We start from the raw sequence: 16,529 nt of genomic DNA, 5'->3' as shown, positions 1-16,529 counted from the left end.
CCGGGGGTCGTCCCCGGGGAGATCGCAGTCACTTGAGCCTGCTGGAAGCCAGGATGGACACCAGGTGCAGCAGCGTCTGGAGCAGCGCGATGCCGGCCAGCACGGCGACGCCGAGGCGCGTGAAGAACAGGTCGCCCTGGATCGCGTCCAGGACGGCGAGCACCAGGATGAGCAGGGACGCCTCGATGCCGAGGACGAGCCGGTGGAACTTCAGCGCGGCGGCTGCCCGGCGGGCCAGTGCCATGCCGGACGAGCGCGGCTCGGCCGCCGCCTCCTTGACCGGCGGCAGCCCGCCCTGATGGCGGGCGACCCCGACCAGGTCGGTCTCGGCCTTGATCAGGATCGCGCCGAGCGCGGCGAGGGCGCCGAGGAAGGCCCACAGCCAGTCGATCGGCCCGGGGCCCCACAGGTCGGCGGCGCGCAGGCCGAAGCCGACCAGGACCGCCGCGTCGCACAGGTAGGCACCGACGCGGTCCAGGTACACGCCGGAGAGCGAGAACTGCTTCTTCCAGCGGGCGACCTCGCCGTCGACGCAGTCGAGCAGCAGATAGAGCTGGACCGCCACGACGCCGAGGACGGCGCCCCAGACGCCCGGCACGAGCAGGGCCGGGGCCGCGAGGACACCGCAGATGGTCATCAGGTACGTCAGCTGGTTCGGCGTGACGTCGGTGGTGACCAGACGGCGGGTGATGCGCAAGGAGATCTCGCGCATGTACAGGCGGCCGCCCCAGTGCTCGCCGCTTCGCCGGTCCTTCACTCCCGCCGGGTGAACGACCGGACGGAGTTCAGCTACTGATGGTCTTGGCATAGTCGGCGTACGCGTCCCTGATCTGATCGGTGGTGAGGTCAAGGTGCTCGAGGATGGTGAAGCGGCCCGGACGGGTCTGTGGTGCGTACTCCACGGCCTTGACGAACTCGTCGGTGGAGAACCCGATTTCTTCGGGCAGCACCGGCAGGCCGTGCCTGCGCAGCACCTCGGCGAAGAGTCCGGACTGCTCGTGCGCACCACGCAGGTGCATCGCGAAGGCGGCTCCGATGCCGACCTGCTCGCCGTGGCTGGCGGCCCGCTTGGGGTAGAGCAGATCGAAGGCGTGGCTGATCTCGTGGCAGGCGCCGGACGCGGGCCGGGTGTCCCCGCTGATCGAGATCGCGATGCCGGTCAGCACCAGGGACTCGGCGAGCACGGTGAGGAAATCGTCGTCGCCGACACCTCCGGGGTGGCGCAGTACGGCTTCGCCGGCGGTACGGGCCATCGCGGCGGCGAGGCCGTCGACCGGTTCCTGGTTGACCTGGTGGGACAGCTCCCAGTCCGCGATCGACGAGAGGTTGGAAATCGCCTCGCCGATGCCGGAGCGTACGAAACGGACCGGGGCGTCGCGGATGACGTCGAGGTCGATGACGATCGCGATCGGACCGGGGACACCGTAGGAGCCGCGGCCGTTGTCGTTGTCCAGCGTCGCGACCGGGGAGCACAGGCCGTCGTGCGAGAGGTTCGTCGCGACGGAGACCATGGGCAGGCCGACTCGCGCCGCGGCGTACTTCGCCACGTCGATGATCTTGCCGCCGCCGAGGCCGACCACGGCGTCGTACCGCTTGCCCTTGATGTGGTCGGCGAGTTTGACCGCGGAGTCGATGTTTCCGTCGGCGATCTCGTACCAGGCGGCACCCGGCAGCACCGGCGCAAGTCGCTCACGCAGTGCCTGGCCGGAGCCGCCGCTGATGGCGATCGCCAGTTTTCCGGAACCGGAGATTCGCTGGTCGGCCAGGAGGCCGGCCAGATCGTCCAGGGCACCGGCACGGATGTCGACGACGACGGGTGACGGGATCAGTCGGGTCAGTACAGGCACGCGATCTCACGGCCCTTCGCGAGGTCGTCGTGGTTGTCGATCTCGACCCACTTGACGTCGCCGATGGGGGCCACGTCCACGGTGAAGCCGCGGTTCACGAGCTCCTGGTAGCCGTCCTCGTAGTAGAGGTCGGGGTCACGCTCGAAGGTGGTCTTCAGCGCGTCGGCGAGCTCGTCGGCGGCCTCGGGCTCGATGAGGGTGACGCCGATGTACTCGCCGGTGGCGGTGGCGGGGTCCATCAGCTTGGTGATGCGCCGCACACCCTTGTCGCCGTCCGTGACGACCTTCATCTCCTCGTCGGCGAGCTGCTTCACCGCGTCGAGGGCGAGGATGATCTTCTGGCCGTTGCCGCGGGCGGCGAGCAGCGTCCGCTCGACGGAGACGGGGTGCACGGTGTCGCCGTTGGCGAGGATGACGCCCTGCTTGATGACGTCACGGGCGCACCACAGGGAGTAGGCGTTGTTCCACTCCTCGGCCTTGTCGTTGTCGACGAGGGTGAGCTTCAGGCCGTACTTCGCCTCCAGGGCTGCCCTGCGCTCGTAGACGGCCTCCTTGCGGTAGCCGACGACGATGGCCGCCTCTGTGAGCCCGATCTCGGCGAAGTTCCCGAGGGTGAGGTCGAGGACGGTGGTGTCGCCGTCGACGGGCACGAGGGCCTTCGGGAGCGTGTCGGTGTAGGGGCGAAGACGCCGTCCGGCACCGGCTGCCAGTACGAGGCCGATCATGCGGGTTCTCCTTCGTCATGTACGGCGGGTGCTCCGGAGGACACCCAGAAGCGGATGCTCTCCACAAGCACCACGAGTGCGACGGCCACAGCGAGGGCCGTCAGCGCGATGGTGAAGTCTGCGTCGGTGACCACTGCGGCCAGCAGCGCGACTGCCAGCACCCGCCCTTCGTGCCCGCCGATCGACCGCACCAGCCAGTGCGGTGGCGCCCCCGTACCGCCGCGGATGCGGTACACCGTGTCGTAGTGATGGTAGGCGACCGCCGACACCAGCCCGAAGGCCGCGGGCAACGCTCCGTTTACGTCGGCCCGGGCCGCGAGCGCCAGGACGGTGCAGTATTCGGCGGCCCTGAACACCGGCGGGACGAGCCAGTCGAGGGCGCCCTTGAGGGGGCGTGCGACGGCGATGCCCGAGGTGATGACATACGCCACAGCCGCGACGACCGGCCAGATCGAGCCGTAGTCGGTGAACGTGGCACTCGCCACAAGAGCGGCGCCGCCGGCCAGGGCGATCGCGAGCGGCGCGTACTCGGGAAGCTTCCGGGCGGCCGTCGTGAAGGCGCGTGCGGCGCTCTCGGCGAGCGGGCCCGAGTCGGCCAGGTCGGCGAGCGCCTGGGCTGCCCGGTCGGTCCTGCGCGCCTTGCGGGTCAGCGAGCGCAGGACGCGGCCCGCCGTGGTGTAGCAGGCGGCGAAGGCGCAGCCGACGAGCAGGGCGTAGAAGACGATCCGGGGGGTGGCCACGGCCGTCAGCACGGCGATCATGGCCCAGCGCTCGCCGATCGGGAGCACGATCATGCGGCGCAGCCAGACCGTCCAGCCGACGCTGTCGAGCTTGTCGGAGAGCGCGGCGGTGGGGCTCGTGTTGGCCGTCGCGTCGTGGTTCGCCTCGTTGAAGGAGAAGTCCACGACATGGCGACAGGTCTGCAGCACCATCGCGCCGAGTGCCAGCGCCCATACGTCGTCGCCGCCGCGGGCGGCGCCGAGGGCGAGACCGGCGTAGTACGCGTACTCCTTGGCGCGGTCGAACGTCGCGTCCAGCCATGCGCCCATCGTCGAGTACTGCAGCGAGTAGCGGGCCAGCTGCCCGTCGGTGCAGTCAAGGACGAAGGAGAAGAGCAGCAGGACGCCCGCCGCGATGTAGCCGCCGCGGGTGCCGGTGGCCGCAGCGCCGGCCGCGATCAGGGCGGTGAGCAGCGAGGCGGTGGTGACCTGGTTCGGGGTCAGTCCGCGCCGCGCGCACCAGCGGGCGAGATAGCGCGAGTACGGGCTGATGCAGAAGGTGGTGAAGAAGCCGTCGCGGGCCTTCACGGCGGAGCGCAGCCGTACGGCCTCGTCGTCGACCGCCGTGACGGCCTGCCGGGCCTCGTTACGGGCCTGGGGGTCACCGGGCACGGTCGCCACGAGCGACCCCAGCTCGGGCTGGTGCACGGCGGTGCCGTCGGCGTCCAGCGCGTCGGCGAGCGCGTCGGGCACCACGGGGGTTCCCGCGCCCGCGCTGCCGCCGGCGGGCCGCACCGCGGCCCGGACGGCCGACAGGGAGTCGGTGTCGTCGGCCGCGTCAACCGCCCCTGCGGCGCTCGCCGTCTCTGCGGTGCCGGACGGCCCGGATCCGGACAGGCCGGACGGGGTCCCGGCGCCCGCCGCGGCCGACAGAGCCCGGGCCAGAGCAGTGCGTGCCTGAGGCTGCACCGTCAGTGCGCCCGGGACCGCGGCGGCCGGGAAGCGGGGGTCTGTCAGCGCCAGCCGCAGGGCGTGGACGTGCCCCACGAAGCGGGGGTCGACGACGGCGACGCGATCGGTGCCCGGCACCGCTGCGACCAGCGCTGCGGTGTCCTGGGCGCCCGAGGCGACCCGGACGTCGAAGCCCAGCGACCGCAGATCGCCCTCGAGCGACGAGCCGGGTACCGGCGGACCGGTGAGGATGGCGGTCGACAGACGAACTCACTCCTTGGGACTGACGGTGCGGGTGCGCGGCGGCTCGGTCCGTATACGGGCGGCGGCACGTCGGCAGAGGCTATCGGATGCGCGGAGGCGGGAGTTCACTGGCCGTTTACGTACCGCTCGGCATGGCCGGAACCCAGGAGGGCCCGCCGAGATCATCATCGTCGATCAGTGCCTCGGCCCACAAACCGCGGGTCCGCAGGGCCTAGGCTGGCCGGCATGACTTGGCTGATCACAGGTGGAGCGGGGTACATCGGCGCGCATGTGGCGCGGGCCATGACAGCGGCGGGCGAGCGGGTCGTCGTCCTCGACGATGTCTCTTCGGGAATAGCCGAGCGGTTGCCCGAGGGGATTTCGCTGGTCCGCGGCACGGTCCTGGACCGGGACCTGCTCGACCGCACCGTCGCAGAGCACGGCGTCACCGGTGTCGTACATCTCGCGGCGAAGAAGCAGGTCGGGGAGTCCGTCGAGCAGCCGTTGCGCTACTACCGGGAGAATGTGCACGGCCTGACGGTGCTCCTCGAGGCGGTCGTCGCGGCAGGTGTGCGGCGCTTCCTGTTCTCCTCCTCGGCCGCCGTATACGGGGTGCCCGAGATGGACCTGATCCCCGAGTCCGCCCACTGCGAGCCGATCAATCCGTATGGCGAGACCAAGCTGGCGGGCGAGTGGCTGGTACGGGCGACGGGCCACGCGCACTCCCTGTCCACCGCATGTCTGCGCTACTTCAATGTGGCGGGCTCGGCCCGGCCGGAGCTGGCCGACACCGGAGTGTTCAACATCATCCCGATGTTCTTCGACCGGATCACCCGCGGTGAGGCACCGCGGATCTTCGGCGCCGACTACCCGACGCCGGACGGCACCTGCATCCGTGACTACATCCATGTCGCGGACCTGGCCGACGCCCATCTCGCCGTGGCCCGCCGGCTGGCCGAGCAGGACGGGGCCGGGGATCTGACGGTCAACATCGGCCGCGGCGTCGGCGTCTCGGTGCGCGAACTCGCCGACGTGGTGGGCGAGGTCACGAGGTACGGCGAGGCGCCGGTGATCGAGCCGCGCCGTCCGGGCGATGCCGCCAAGGCCGTGGCGTCGGTAGATCTGATCGCCAAGGAGCTTGGCTGGACGGCATCGCGCGGGGTGCGCGAAATGGTTGAGTCGGCCTGGGAGGGCTGGTGTCTGCGGCACCCGGAAGCACGCATCAAGTGATCTTGTCGGCGCCTTGACCTGCAGGTCGTTTCCGCAGGTCAGGCATTACGACAACGGTGTTCAGTCCCGTGTTGCCTGATACCCCCCACCCGTAGTTGACTGAGGTCTCGGCAGATCATCCGACGACCTGGAGGCATCTCGCATGGGGGCTGGGCACGACCACGGGCATTCGCACGGCGGGCCGCCGCCGACCGGCACCGCGGCCTCCGCCTACAAGGGACGGCTGCGCATCGCGCTCGCCATCACCCTGAGCGTGATGGTCGTGGAGATCGTCGGTGGCGTCCTCGCCGATTCCCTCGCCCTCATCGCCGACGCCGCCCATATGGCGACGGACGCGGTCGGTCTCGCGATGGCGCTGCTGGCGATCCACTTCGCCAACCGGCCCGCCGGACTGAACCGCACCTTCGGCTTCGCCCGGGCCGAGATCCTGGCCGCGCTCGCCAACTGCCTGCTGCTGCTCGGCGTCGGCGGCTATCTGCTCTTCGAGGCGGTGGAGCGCTTCATCACCCCGGCCGAGACCAAGGGCGGGCTGACGATCGCGTTCGCTGTGGTCGGTCTGCTGGCCAACATGGTCTCGCTCTCGATCCTGGTGCGGGGTCAGAAGGAGAGCCTCAATGTCCGCGGGGCGTATCTGGAGGTGCTCGCGGACACGCTCGGCTCGCTGACGGTGCTGGTCTCGGCCGCCGTCATCCTCGTGACCGGCTGGCTGCCCGCCGACCCCATCGCATCCCTGGTGATCGGCCTGATGATCGTGCCGCGCACCTGGAAGCTGCTGCGGGAGACCCTCAACGTCCTGCTGGAGGCGGCCCCGAAGGGCGTCGACATGGGTGAGGTGCGGGCGCACATAGTGGCGCTCCCCGGCGTGGAGGACGTCCACGATCTGCACGCCTGGACGATCACTTCCGGGATGCCGGTGCTCTCCGCGCATGTGGTGGTGAGCCAGGACATCCTGAACGCGGTCGGGCACGAGAAGTTGCTGCACGATCTGCAGGGGTGCATCGGGGACCACTTCGACGTGGAGCACTGCACCTTCCAGCTGGAGCCGGTCGGCCACGCTGAGCACGAGGCCAGGCTCTGTCACTGAGGGCTGTTAGCCTTACCGGCACGCTTGAGAGGAGCTGAGGTTGATGACCGTCGCTACGAACGCTGCCCTGCGCAGCGCCCGGTCCATCCTCGGCTTCCGGGCTGCCGGCTGACCTTTTTCTCGTACGTCTTCTCGTACGTCGGCCGGAGCCCGCACACACTCAAGGGTTCCCACGTTGTCCGACAACGCTCTTCATGACGCCTTCTTCGCCCTGCACCACGGCCTTCCGCGACAGGGTCCCGGCTCCGACTCCACCTCCCGTCGGCTGCTCGCCCTCGCCGGGCCGCTGCCGGCGCGTCCCCGCGTGCTCGATCTGGGCTGCGGCCCCGGCCGCAGCGCGCTGCTGCTGGCCGACGAGGCCGCGGCCCAGGTGACGGCCGTCGATCTGCACGAGCCGTTCCTCGACGAACTGCGCCACACAGCCGAGGCCCGCGGGCTCGGCGACGCGATCCGCACCGTCAAAGCCGATATGGCCGAACTCCCCTTCCCCGACGGCTCGTTCGACCTCGTCTGGGCGGAGAGCTCCGCGTACAGCATCGGCTTCGACACCGCTCTGCGGCAGTGGCGGCGCCTCCTAGCCCCGGGCGGCTCGCTCGTCCTCACCGAGTGCGAGTGGACGGCCGGGGACCCCTCGGCCGAAGCCCGCGCCTTCTGGGACCAGCACTATGCGCTGCGTACGAACGCCGAGAACATCTCGGCGGCCGTCGCGGCGGGCTACACCGTCCTCGGGGTGCACGGGCAGCCCGAGAGCGACTGGGAGGAGTACTACGGCCCGCTCGGTGAGCGGGCCGACGCCGCGGACGCCTCGGCTCCGGGCATGGCGCTGGCGCTCGCCGTCACCCGGGCGGAGATCGCGATGCGCCGTGACCACGGCACGGAGTACGGCTACACCGGCTATGCCCTGCGGCCGGCCGACCCTCGCTGGCGTACCAGGCCGGAGACGGCGGCCGACATCCAGGCCGTGCGCGCCGTCAATGCGGCGGCCTTCCCGACCGCCGAGGAGGCGGGCCTGGTGGACGAGCTGCGCCGGGACGCCGGTGCGTGGCTGCCCGGGATGTCGTACGTCGCCGAGGCGGCGGACGGCTCGGTCGCTGCGTACGCACTGCTCACCCGCTGCCATGTCGGGGACGTCCCCGCGGTGGCGCTGGCTCCGGTCGCGGTGGCTCCCGAGCACCAGCGGGGCGGTGCGGGGCAGGCGGTCGTCCGGGCCGTGCTCGATGTGGCGAGGATTCGCCAGGAGCGACTCGTCCTGGTCCTCGGGCATCCCGGGTACTACCCGAGGTTCGGCTTCGAGCCGGCGTCCCGGTACGGAATCAGGCCAAGTTTCCCGGTGCCCGACGAGGCCATGCTGGCGCTTGCGCTGGACGCCTCCCGGGGCGTGCCGCAGGGCACGATCCGCTATCCGGCGGCGTTCGGGGTCTGATGATTTCTGGTGAGTAATGTTCCCCCCCGCCGCGGGCCGACGCGGCGGGGGGACATGCCCAGGCTGCCGAAGTGCGGACAAGCCGCTTTTGTACGGCACACTGGGCAGGCCCCCGATGGGCCGAGGACCGATGCGAAGGATGGTTATGCCGATCTCACCAGCCACCGCGGCGAACAGCTCGTCGAACGGCGCCCCCCAAGCGATCCTGCTCGAGCTGGTCGACGAGCACGGCAATACCATCGGCACCGCGGAGAAGCTCTCCGCTCACCAGGCGCCCGGGCAGCTGCACCGGGCGTTCTCCGTCTTCCTCTTCGACGAGCACGGGCGGCTGCTGCTGCAGCGCCGCGCGCTGGGCAAGTACCACTCCCCCGGTGTCTGGTCGAACACCTGCTGCGGGCACCCGTTCCCGGGTGAGGCGCCCTTCACGGCGGCCGCCCGGCGTACGCACGAGGAGCTCGGGGTCTCGCCCTCGCTGCTCGCCGAGGCGGGCACGGTCCGTTACAACCACCCGGACCCGGCCTCGGGGCTGGTGGAGCAGGAGTACAACCACCTCTTCGTGGGTCTGGTGCAGGCTCCGCCGCGGCCGGACCCGGATGAGGTCGGTGAGACGGCCTTCGTGACGCCGAAGGAACTGACGGACCGGCATGCCGAGGCGCCGTTCTCCGCGTGGTTCATGACGGTGCTGGACGCGGCCCGCCCGGCGATCAAGGAGCTCACGGGCCCCTCCGGCGGCTGGTGAGACGGACCGGCGCAGCGCCCTACTGGAGCGGGACGGTGGCGCCGGTCGCCTTCAGCGGCAGCGCGGCCCAGATGATCTTGCCGCCGCTCGCGGTGTGCTCGACGTCGCAGGATCCGCCGGCTTCGAGGGTGATCTCGCGCACGAGCAGCAGACCGCGACCGCCGGTCTGCCCGTAGTCGGCCTCCAACGCCTTGGGGCGATAGGGGTGGTTGTCCTCCACGGACACCCGGATCCACTCCGCGCCTATGGCGACCTCTACGGCGATCTCGGGCGAGAGCAGGGCCGCGTGCCGTACGGCGTTGGTGACCAGTTCGGAGACGATCAGCAGCAGCCCCTGGACGAGATCGTCCTCGACGGGCACGCCCTGGCGGTTCAGCAGATCCCGTACGGCGTGCCGGGCCTGCGGGACGGACACATCGAGGGCAGGAGCGGTGAAACGCCAGACACCCTCGTACGACAGCGGCCGGGCCGGGATGCTCCCGCGGCTCTCCATAGTCCGGCACCCACCCTCGGCTCGCCTGCCACTGGCTCGACTGCCACTGACCATCGAGTAATAAGTGTTGGGAGTCGGTTGGTCCGGACCGGTCTGCTGAACAGAATTAAGCCTCTATCGACGCTTTCTGACCGTGTGCGTATGACAGCGTCAGTTGTTCGACTGCTCCTAATCTCCTTCTGGCCGGTTCTCCGGCTCCGCGACCATACTGACGACCCGCCGGCCGCCGATCCCGATCGCGATCAGACCGAGGCCGTCGAAGAGCAGGGCCAGCGAGAAGAACAAGCCCAGGACGTAACGGCTGCTTTCCGGCCAGTCCACGAGCACCAGAATGCCCAGCAGCAGACCGAAGGCGCCCTGCACCAGCGTCCAGCCGAACTGCGGGCCACGCACCACCAAGCTCCCCACCAGCCGGAAGAGGCCACCGGTCAGGAACAGCAGGGCGGCGAACATGGTCAGCGTCTGCGCTGTGCCCTCCGGGTGGCGCAGGACGACCACTCCGGCCGCGATGTTCAGTGCGGCGACCACCACACCCAGCCAGAAGTAGTTGCTTTTCCGCCACTGGACCGCGTTCAGCAGGCCGACCACGCCGCCGATCAGCAGCAGCCAGCCGAAGAGCAGCATCGAGGTGAGGGTCGCGAAGCCGGTGTAGATGAGGCCGACGAGACCGCCGATGACGAGAATCGCGCCCAGCAGCACCAGCCGGGCGAAACTGCGGCTCAGCTTCTTGGCGTCCTGGGTGGTATCGGCCATGGCTTCCTCCTCGCCGAGACCCCCTTCTTGATCATAGGTTCGGGTCCGGCGGATAGCATCCGGCGCATGGAGCCGAGGGAGCGGTCGCAGCCGCAGTTGACCCATGCCGTCGCTGACGGGGTCGCCACCGTCGTCATCAGCAATCCCGCCAAGCGCAATGCCATGACCGCGGGGATGTGGCGGGCGCTTCCCGACCTGCTCGCGCGGCTGGCGGCGGACACAGCGGTACGTGCGCTGGTACTTACCGGCGAAGGCACGACCTTCTGCGCCGGGGCCGACATCTCCTCACTGCGTGAGCCCGGCGAGAAACCGCAGGCCCTTGCCGTACGCGCGGAGGAGGCGCTCGCCGCGTTCCCGAAACCGACGCTCGCCGCCGTCCGCGGCTACTGCGTGGGCGGCGGCTGCCAGCTCGCCGCGGCCTGCGATCTGCGGTTCGCGGAGGAAGGCGCGCTGTTCGGGGTCACTCCGGCGAAGCTCGGGATCGTCTATCCGGCCTCGACGACCCGGCGGCTGGTCTCTCTCGTGGGTCCCGCAGCCGCGAAGTATCTGCTCTTCTCTGGCGAGTTGATCGACACGGAACGGGCGCTGCGCACCGGTCTGGTGGACGAGGTGCTGCCGATGGGCGAACTGGGCAAGCGCACCGCGGAGTTCACCAGGATCGTCACCTCGCGCTCGCAGCTCACCCAGGCCGCGGCGAAGGAGTTCGCGACGGGCCGCACCGACCGGGACGCCCACTGGGCGGAACAGGCGCGCGCGAGCGGCGACCCCGCGGAGGGGATCGCCGCCTTCCTGGAGCGCAGGGCGCCCCGTTTCACCTGGACTGTGTGAGCGTCTCCGCCTGGCCGCGCCAGTGCGCGACGATCTCGGCAGGCGCCTTCTCCGGCGAGCCCGCGTCGTACGGCGGCTGCGGGTCGTACTCCGTGAGCAGCTGCACGGTCTGGGCGACCTCGTCGCCCGCGATCCGGCCGAGCAGGTGCAGGGCCATGTCGATACCGGAGGACACACCCGCTGCTGTGACGTACTTGCCGTCGAAGACGACCCGTTCGCCGGTCGGCTCGGCGCCGAGGCGCGCCAGATCGTCGAGCGCCAGCCAGTGCGTGGTGGCGCGGCGGCCCTTCAGCAGACCGGCGCCTGCGAGCACCAGCGCGCCGGTGCACACCGAGGTGGTCCAGGTGCTGGTGGCATCCGCCGTACGCAGCCAGTCGAGGATCGTCTCGTCGTGCATGGCATCGCGGGAGCCGGGCCCGCCGGGCACCAGGACGATGCCGGGGCTCGGCACCTCTGCCAGGGTGCGGTCGGCGACCAGGGCGAGGCTGCCCTGGTCGTTGCGGACGGGGCCGGTCTCCTTCGCGACGAACACGGTCTCTGCCCCGGGCAGCCGGGCGAGCAGCTCGTAGGGTCCGACGGCGTCGAGCGAGGTGAAGCGGTCGTAGAGCAGGACGGCGATCTGCATCGGGTTTCCTCTCAGTGGGTGCTCTGTACGGGCGCGCTGGACACGGGCGCGCTGGAGACGGGCGCGCTGGAGACGGGCGCGTGAGACACGGATCCGTGGGATACCGGAGCCCGGGATACGGGCGCGTGGAAGCGGCGGCGGTACTCCGCCGGGGCGGTGCCGAGGGTTTTGACGAAGGCGCGGCGCATGGCCTCGGGCGTGCCGTAGCCCGCCGCGCGCGAGACCTCCTCGACCCCGTCCGCGGTCTCCTCCAGCAGCCGCCGCGCCTGTTCCAGGCGGACCCGGTCGACGTAGCGGCCCGGTGTCATGCCCGTCTCATCCCGGAAGGCGCGGGCGAAGTGCCGTGGCGAGAGCCGGGCGCGGGCGGCGAGCGCCTCGATGGAGAGATCCCCTTCCGGGTGCTCGCTGATGTGCTGCTGCACGTCGCGCAGCGGCTCGCGGCGCGCGGTCTGGGCGGCGAGCTGGGCGCTGAACTGCGCCTGGTTGCCCGGGCGTCGGAGGAAGACGACCAGATGACGGGCGATGGTCAGGGCGATGTCCTGGTCGAGGTCCTCCTCGACCAGTGCGAGGGCGAGGTCGATGCCCGCGGTGACGCCGGCCGATGTGGCCAGCTTTCCGTCGCGTACGTAGATCGGGTCCGGGTCGACGTCGACGGCAGGGTAGTCCCGGGCCAGCCGGTCGCAGACCGCCCAGTGGCTGGTCACCCGGTGGCCGTCGAGCAGCCCCGCCTCGGCGAGCAGCAGGGCGCCGCTGCAGATCGAGACCAGGCGCTCGGCGCGCGACGCGTGGGTGCGCAGCCAGTCGATGAGGCGGGCGTCGGGGGTACGGGTGCCCCTGCCGCCCGGCACGATCAGCGTGTGCGGGACGGCGGCCTCTGCGAGGCTGCTGTCAGGGACGAAGGTGAGGCCGCTGGAGGCGCGGACCGGAGCGCCGTCCAGCGACGCGGTGCGGATCTCGTACGCGCGACCGGCGACACTGTCGGCGGCCGCGAAGACCTCGACCGGTCCGGTCACGTCGAGGCTCAGCAGGTCGTCGAAGAGGACGACGAGTACGGATCGGGTCATGACTTCCATCCTTGGGGGCGGCGGAGATGGCCGCAATGACGAGTACCCCACCTTTCCTGCCATCCGGCCCCCGGCTCTTCTCTGCGTACCGACCAGTCGGTAACGTGCCGGGTATGACCTCTCTGCCTCCGCGCGCGGGACGCCGCTGCCACAACGCCCTCAACCCGCTGCACTCGACGGTCTACTTCTCGCCGGACTTCGACGACGAGCTCGCGCAGCTCGGCATCGAGGACGCGAGGGCCGCCTACTTCGCCGGGCGCGGCGCCGCGATGGGCGCCGTCGGGCCGGGCGTGGTCACCGCGGCCTTCTACAACTTCAACCATGAGCTGGTCGCCCGGCATCTGCCCGCCGTATGGGACATCGCGTCCCCCGAGGCCGTCCTCGGGGCCCGGCTGCGCGCCGCCGACAGCACCCTGCGGCGGCTGCTGGGCGACGAGATCATCGCATCGAAGGAGCTGGCGGAAGCGGCGCGGCTCGCGCTGCGCGCCACAGAGGCATGCGCACGGCACGCCCGGCCGCTGTACGCCGCGCACGCCGACCAGCCGGTGCCCGAGGAGCCGCACCTCGCCTACTGGCATGCCGCGACCCTGCTGCGCGAGCACCGCGGCGACGGCCACCTCACGGCGCTGCTCTCCGCGGGGCTCGACCCCCTCGAGGCGCTGGTGAGCCACACAGCCACCGGCAAGGGCATGGCGCCGCGCTGGATTCTGGCCACGCGCGGCTGGCGACGCGCCGACTGGGAGGCCGCCCAGGAGCGGCTGCGGGAGCGTGGAGTGCTGAACGCCGAGGGCGAGTTGACCGAGGACGGCGTACGGCTACGGGCGGAGCTGGAGGAGCACACGGACCGCATCGACCTCGCCCCGTACGAGCACCTGGGGGCCGAGGATGTCGAGCGGCTGACCGAGCTGGGGCGCGGCTTCCTGATGACCGCGGCGGCGGCCGGCGCCTTCCCCGCGGACCTCACCGGCAAGGGCTGACGTTTACCGAGGTCCGGCGGGGTACCCGAACGGTGACAGTCACCATTCTTTGGAGGTTCCCTTGTTCAGCGCCATCGCAGACGTACTCCGGCAGATCGGCTCCGCGATCGCCACAGTGGTCACTCTGCCCTTCCGGGCACTGGCCCGGCTCTTCGGCGGAGCCTCGCGCGGCGGCGGCCGAACTCGCCGCGCCTGAGGCGCGGGCGACACGGCCCCCGGCCACCCGGCACAATGCACTCTCAAGCACAGCCAGCACAGCCAGCATGAGAAGGCGAGTCGGGGAACCGTGACGACGTCCATCGAAGGCAGGATCGCCGAGGAGCTCGGCGTACGCGAGCGGCAAGTGAAGGCGGCCGTCGAGCTGCTCGACGGCGGGTCGACCGTGCCGTTCATCGCGCGCTACCGCAAGGAAGCGACTGAGATGCTCGACGACGCGCAGCTGCGCACGCTCGAGGAGCGGCTGCGCTATCTGCGCGAGCTGGAGGAACGGCGGACCGCGATCCTGGAGTCCGTGCGCGAGCAGGGCAAGCTGGACGAGGCGCTGGAGGCGCAGATCCGGGCCGCCGACACCAAGGCGCGCCTTGAGGACATCTACCTGCCGTTCAAGCCGAAGCGCCGCACCAAGGCGCAGATCGCACGCGAGGCGGGTCTTGAGCCGCTCGCCGACGGGCTGCTCGGCGACCCGTCGGTGGAGCCGCTGGCGGCCGCCGCGGCCTTCGTGGACGCGGACAAGGGCGTCGCGGACGCCGCCGCGGCGCTGGAGGGCGCGCGGGCGATCCTGACGGAGCGTTTCTCCGAGGATGCCGACCTGATCGGCGAGCTGCGCGAGCGGATGTGGACGCGCGGCCGGCTGGCGGCGAAGGTGCGCGACGGCAAAGACGACGCCAAAGAGGGGCCGGGCGCGAAGTTCGCCGACTACTTCGACTTCGCGGAGCCGTTCAAGGAGCTGCCTTCGCACCGGGTGCTCGCCATGTTCCGGGGCGAGAAGGAGGACATCCTCGACCTGGTGCTGGAGCCGGAGGAGCCGGGCGAGCAGCCGGGCCCTTCGGCGTACGAGTCGATGATCGCCCGGCGCTTCGGCGTCGCCGACCGCGGGCGCCCGGGCGACAAGTGGCTCGCGGACACCGTGCGTTGGGCCTGGCGGACGCGGATCCTGGTGCATCTCGGGATCGACCTGCGGCTGCGGCTGCGTACGGCGGCGGAGGACGAGGCGGTCCGGGTCTTCGCGGCGAACCTGCGGGACCTGCTGCTGGCCGCGCCGGCGGGCACGCGGGCGACGCTGGGGCTCGACCCCGGATTCCGTACGGGCGTGAAGGTCGCCGTCGTCGACTCCACGGGCAAGGTCGTCGCCACGGACGTCATCTACCCGCACGTCCCGGCCAACAAGTGGGACGAGTCGCTGGCGAAACTGGCCCGGCTCGCCAAGGAGCACTCCGTCGATCTGATCGCGATCGGCAACGGCACGGCATCGCGGGAGACCGACAAGCTCGCCGGTGAACTGTGCGCCAAGCACCCGGAGTTGAATCTCACCAAGGTGATGGTCTCGGAGGCGGGCGCGTCGGTGTACTCCGCCTCCGCGTTCGCCTCGCAGGAGCTGCCGGACATGGACGTGTCGCTGCGCGGCGCCGTCTCCATCGCTCGCCGCCTCCAGGATCCGCTGGCCGAGCTCGTCAAGATCGACCCGAAGTCGATCGGTGTCGGCCAGTACCAGCACGACCTGTCCGAGGTGAAGCTCTCCCGCTCGCTGGACGCGGTCGTCGAGGACTGTGTGAACGGCGTCGGCGTCGACGTCAACACCGCGTCCGCGCCGCTGCTTTCAAGGGTGTCGGGCATCGGCACCGGGCTGGCCGAGAACATCGTGTCGCACCGCGACTCGAACGGTCCGTTCCGCTCGCGCAGGGCGCTCAAGGATGTGGCCCGGCTCGGCCCGAAGGCGTACGAGCAGTGCGCGGGCTTCCTGCGGATCCGGGGCGGGGACGACCCGCTGGACGCCTCCAGCGTGCACCCGGAGGCGTATCCGGTGGTGCGGCGCATGGTGAAGACGGCGGGCGAGGGGGTCGCTTCGCTGATCGGGAACGCGCCGGTGCTTCGGTCGCTGAAGCCGGCGGACTATGTGGACGAGACGTTCGGTCTGCCGACGGTGACGGACATTCTGCGGGAGCTGGAGAAACCGGGACGCGACCCGCGGCCGGCGTTCAAGACGGCCACCTTCAAGGAGGGCGTGGAGAAGATCGGCGACCTGGCGCCGGGGATGGTGCTGGAGGGCGTGGTGACCAATGTCGCGGCGTTCGGTGCTTTCGTGGACATCGGCGTCCACCAGGACGGTCTGGTCCATGTGTCGGCGATGTCGAAGACCTTCGTCAAGGACCCGCGGGACGTGGTGAAGCCGGGCGACGTGGTGAAGGTGAAGGTTCTCGACGTCGACATTCCGCGCAAGCGGATCTCGCTGACGCTGCGGCTGGAGGACGAGGCCGCGCCCAAGCAGGAGGGTGGCGGGCCGGGGCAGCGGGAGCGGGGTGAGCGCGGCGGCAGGCCGCCGCAGCAGCGCCGTCAGCAGGGCGGGCGCGGGGGCGACCGAGGCGGGGACCGCGGTGGGAACCGTGGCGGCGCCGGCAGTGGGAACCGCGGTGCGGGCGGCGGGGACCGCCAGGCTCCGCCGCCGGCGAACAGCGCGATGGCGGACGCGCTGCGGCGGGCGGGTCTCGCGGATCCCGATCGGCGCCGCTGAGGAAACGCAGGTGGGGCCCGTCGCCGGTCGGCGACGGGCCCCCGGTGCATGGTGCGTAGGCACATGAGTGCGTAGGCATGCGGCCGTGCTCGGCGTCGGG

16 protein-coding genes are annotated in these 16,529 nt (G+C 70.9%); 8 read left to right on the top strand and 8 right to left on the bottom strand.

The features are described 5' to 3' along the window. Window positions 1-28: 28 nt before the first annotated feature. The 4 genes from ACFYWY_RS23750 to ACFYWY_RS23735 are packed head-to-tail and all read right to left on the bottom strand — an operon-like array spanning window position 29 to window position 4,506. Entirely contained in the window at window positions 29-808 is a 780-nt protein-coding gene (locus tag ACFYWY_RS23750; protein WP_389190007.1) for a CDP-alcohol phosphatidyltransferase family protein, read from the bottom strand. Beyond that, the gene (locus ACFYWY_RS23745; protein WP_389190006.1) at window positions 786-1,847 is read right to left on the bottom strand and encodes an iron-containing alcohol dehydrogenase family protein; all 1,062 of its coding nucleotides are present in this window, start codon (window positions 1,845-1,847) and stop codon (window positions 786-788) included. The genes ACFYWY_RS23750 and ACFYWY_RS23745 overlap by 23 nt, the downstream gene beginning before the upstream one ends. After that, window positions 1,835-2,572, bottom strand: coding sequence for a sugar phosphate nucleotidyltransferase (locus tag ACFYWY_RS23740; protein ID WP_389190005.1), 738 nt, complete (start codon window positions 2,570-2,572; stop codon window positions 1,835-1,837). Before ACFYWY_RS23740 ends, ACFYWY_RS23745 begins: the two co-directional genes overlap by 13 nt. Next, window positions 2,569-4,506, bottom strand: coding sequence for a DUF5941 domain-containing protein (locus ACFYWY_RS23735; protein WP_389190032.1), 1,938 nt, complete (start codon window positions 4,504-4,506; stop codon window positions 2,569-2,571). The genes ACFYWY_RS23740 and ACFYWY_RS23735 overlap by 4 nt, the downstream gene beginning before the upstream one ends. 225 nt (window positions 4,507-4,731) lie before the next feature. On the opposite strand from ACFYWY_RS23735, the gene galE reads away from it, so the two are divergent. The 4 genes from galE (at window position 4,732) to idi (ending at window position 8,961) form a co-directional block, all read left to right on the top strand. Next, window positions 4,732-5,715 (top strand): UDP-glucose 4-epimerase GalE, encoded by a 984-nt coding sequence (galE, locus tag ACFYWY_RS23730; RefSeq protein WP_389190004.1) that lies wholly within the window; start codon window positions 4,732-4,734, stop codon window positions 5,713-5,715. A 142-nt stretch (window positions 5,716-5,857) separates the two neighbouring features. After that, window positions 5,858-6,799, top strand: a complete 942-nt coding sequence (locus ACFYWY_RS23725) for a cation diffusion facilitator family transporter (protein ID WP_389190003.1) — start codon at window positions 5,858-5,860, stop codon at window positions 6,797-6,799. A gap of 175 nt (window positions 6,800-6,974) precedes the next feature. Then, complete coding sequence (locus ACFYWY_RS23720; protein WP_389190002.1) at window positions 6,975-8,222, top strand: GNAT family N-acetyltransferase; 1,248 nt, start codon at window positions 6,975-6,977, stop codon at window positions 8,220-8,222. 145 nt (window positions 8,223-8,367) lie between these two features. Continuing rightward, entirely contained in the window at window positions 8,368-8,961 is a 594-nt protein-coding gene (idi, locus tag ACFYWY_RS23715; protein ID WP_389190001.1) for an isopentenyl-diphosphate Delta-isomerase, read from the top strand. Between the two features lie 19 nt (window positions 8,962-8,980). Here the strand turns inward: idi and ACFYWY_RS23710 are convergent, their stop codons facing one another. Together ACFYWY_RS23710 and ACFYWY_RS23705 are read right to left on the bottom strand one after the other, a co-directional pair. Continuing rightward, window positions 8,981-9,454, bottom strand: a complete 474-nt coding sequence (locus ACFYWY_RS23710; protein ID WP_389190000.1) for an ATP-binding protein — start codon at window positions 9,452-9,454, stop codon at window positions 8,981-8,983. 168 nt (window positions 9,455-9,622) lie between these two features. Continuing rightward, complete coding sequence (locus tag ACFYWY_RS23705; protein ID WP_389189999.1) at window positions 9,623-10,207, bottom strand: HdeD family acid-resistance protein; 585 nt, start codon at window positions 10,205-10,207, stop codon at window positions 9,623-9,625. A gap of 66 nt (window positions 10,208-10,273) precedes the next feature. Here ACFYWY_RS23705 and ACFYWY_RS23700 point away from each other — a divergent pair, with 66 nt between their 5' ends. Then, window positions 10,274-11,035, top strand: coding sequence for an enoyl-CoA hydratase/isomerase family protein (locus ACFYWY_RS23700; protein WP_389189998.1), 762 nt, complete (start codon window positions 10,274-10,276; stop codon window positions 11,033-11,035). Here ACFYWY_RS23700 and ACFYWY_RS23695 read toward each other — a convergent pair. Together ACFYWY_RS23695 and ACFYWY_RS23690 are read right to left on the bottom strand one after the other, a co-directional pair. Next, a complete protein-coding gene (locus tag ACFYWY_RS23695; protein ID WP_389189997.1) occupies window positions 11,019-11,660 on the bottom strand; it encodes a DJ-1/PfpI family protein in 642 nt (213 codons plus the stop codon). The two genes, ACFYWY_RS23700 and ACFYWY_RS23695, sit on opposite strands and share 17 nt — an antisense overlap. Before the next feature lie 11 nt (window positions 11,661-11,671). Beyond that, window positions 11,672-12,724 (bottom strand): GlxA family transcriptional regulator, encoded by a 1,053-nt coding sequence (locus ACFYWY_RS23690; RefSeq protein ID WP_389189996.1) that lies wholly within the window; start codon window positions 12,722-12,724, stop codon window positions 11,672-11,674. Window positions 12,725-12,837: 113 nt separating this feature from the next. Here ACFYWY_RS23690 and ACFYWY_RS23685 point away from each other — a divergent pair, with 113 nt between their 5' ends. From ACFYWY_RS23685 to ACFYWY_RS23675, 3 genes are all read left to right on the top strand, one after another. Further along, window positions 12,838-13,701, top strand: coding sequence for a hypothetical protein (locus tag ACFYWY_RS23685; protein ID WP_389189995.1), 864 nt, complete (start codon window positions 12,838-12,840; stop codon window positions 13,699-13,701). Between the two features lie 61 nt (window positions 13,702-13,762). After that, complete coding sequence (locus ACFYWY_RS23680; RefSeq protein WP_389189994.1) at window positions 13,763-13,897, top strand: LPFR motif small protein; 135 nt, start codon at window positions 13,763-13,765, stop codon at window positions 13,895-13,897. 90 nt (window positions 13,898-13,987) lie between these two features. Continuing rightward, on the top strand, window positions 13,988-16,429 hold the full coding sequence (locus ACFYWY_RS23675; RefSeq protein ID WP_389189993.1) for a Tex family protein: 2,442 nt from the start codon (window positions 13,988-13,990) through the stop codon (window positions 16,427-16,429). Window positions 16,430-16,529 lie beyond the last annotated feature (100 nt).

It is taken from the genome of Streptomyces sp. NPDC002870 (assembly GCF_042888505.1).
Taxonomy (GTDB): domain Bacteria; phylum Actinomycetota; class Actinomycetes; order Streptomycetales; family Streptomycetaceae; genus Streptomyces.
This window is presented reverse-complemented; position numbering and strand designations above follow the sequence as displayed.

What these genes read in the sequence shown, in the direction of transcription:
- ACFYWY_RS23700 (WP_389189998.1), top strand. Translation starts at nt 10,274, where the DNA reads ATGGAGCCGAGGGAGCGGTCGCAGCCGCAGTTGACCCATGCCGTCGCT.
- ACFYWY_RS23750 (WP_389190007.1), bottom strand. Translation starts at nt 808, where the DNA reads ATGCCAAGACCATCAGTAGCTGAACTCCGTCCGGTCGTTCACCCGGCG.
- ACFYWY_RS23705 (WP_389189999.1), bottom strand. Translation starts at nt 10,207, where the DNA reads ATGGCCGATACCACCCAGGACGCCAAGAAGCTGAGCCGCAGTTTCGCC.
- idi (WP_389190001.1), top strand. Translation starts at nt 8,368, where the DNA reads ATGCCGATCTCACCAGCCACCGCGGCGAACAGCTCGTCGAACGGCGCC.
- ACFYWY_RS23685 (WP_389189995.1), top strand. Translation starts at nt 12,838, where the DNA reads ATGACCTCTCTGCCTCCGCGCGCGGGACGCCGCTGCCACAACGCCCTC.
- ACFYWY_RS23725 (WP_389190003.1), top strand. Translation starts at nt 5,858, where the DNA reads ATGGGGGCTGGGCACGACCACGGGCATTCGCACGGCGGGCCGCCGCCG.
- ACFYWY_RS23695 (WP_389189997.1), bottom strand. Translation starts at nt 11,660, where the DNA reads ATGCAGATCGCCGTCCTGCTCTACGACCGCTTCACCTCGCTCGACGCC.
- galE (WP_389190004.1), top strand. Translation starts at nt 4,732, where the DNA reads ATGACTTGGCTGATCACAGGTGGAGCGGGGTACATCGGCGCGCATGTG.
- ACFYWY_RS23690 (WP_389189996.1), bottom strand. Translation starts at nt 12,724, where the DNA reads ATGACCCGATCCGTACTCGTCGTCCTCTTCGACGACCTGCTGAGCCTC.
- ACFYWY_RS23740 (WP_389190005.1), bottom strand. Translation starts at nt 2,572, where the DNA reads ATGATCGGCCTCGTACTGGCAGCCGGTGCCGGACGGCGTCTTCGCCCC.
- ACFYWY_RS23710 (WP_389190000.1), bottom strand. Translation starts at nt 9,454, where the DNA reads ATGGAGAGCCGCGGGAGCATCCCGGCCCGGCCGCTGTCGTACGAGGGT.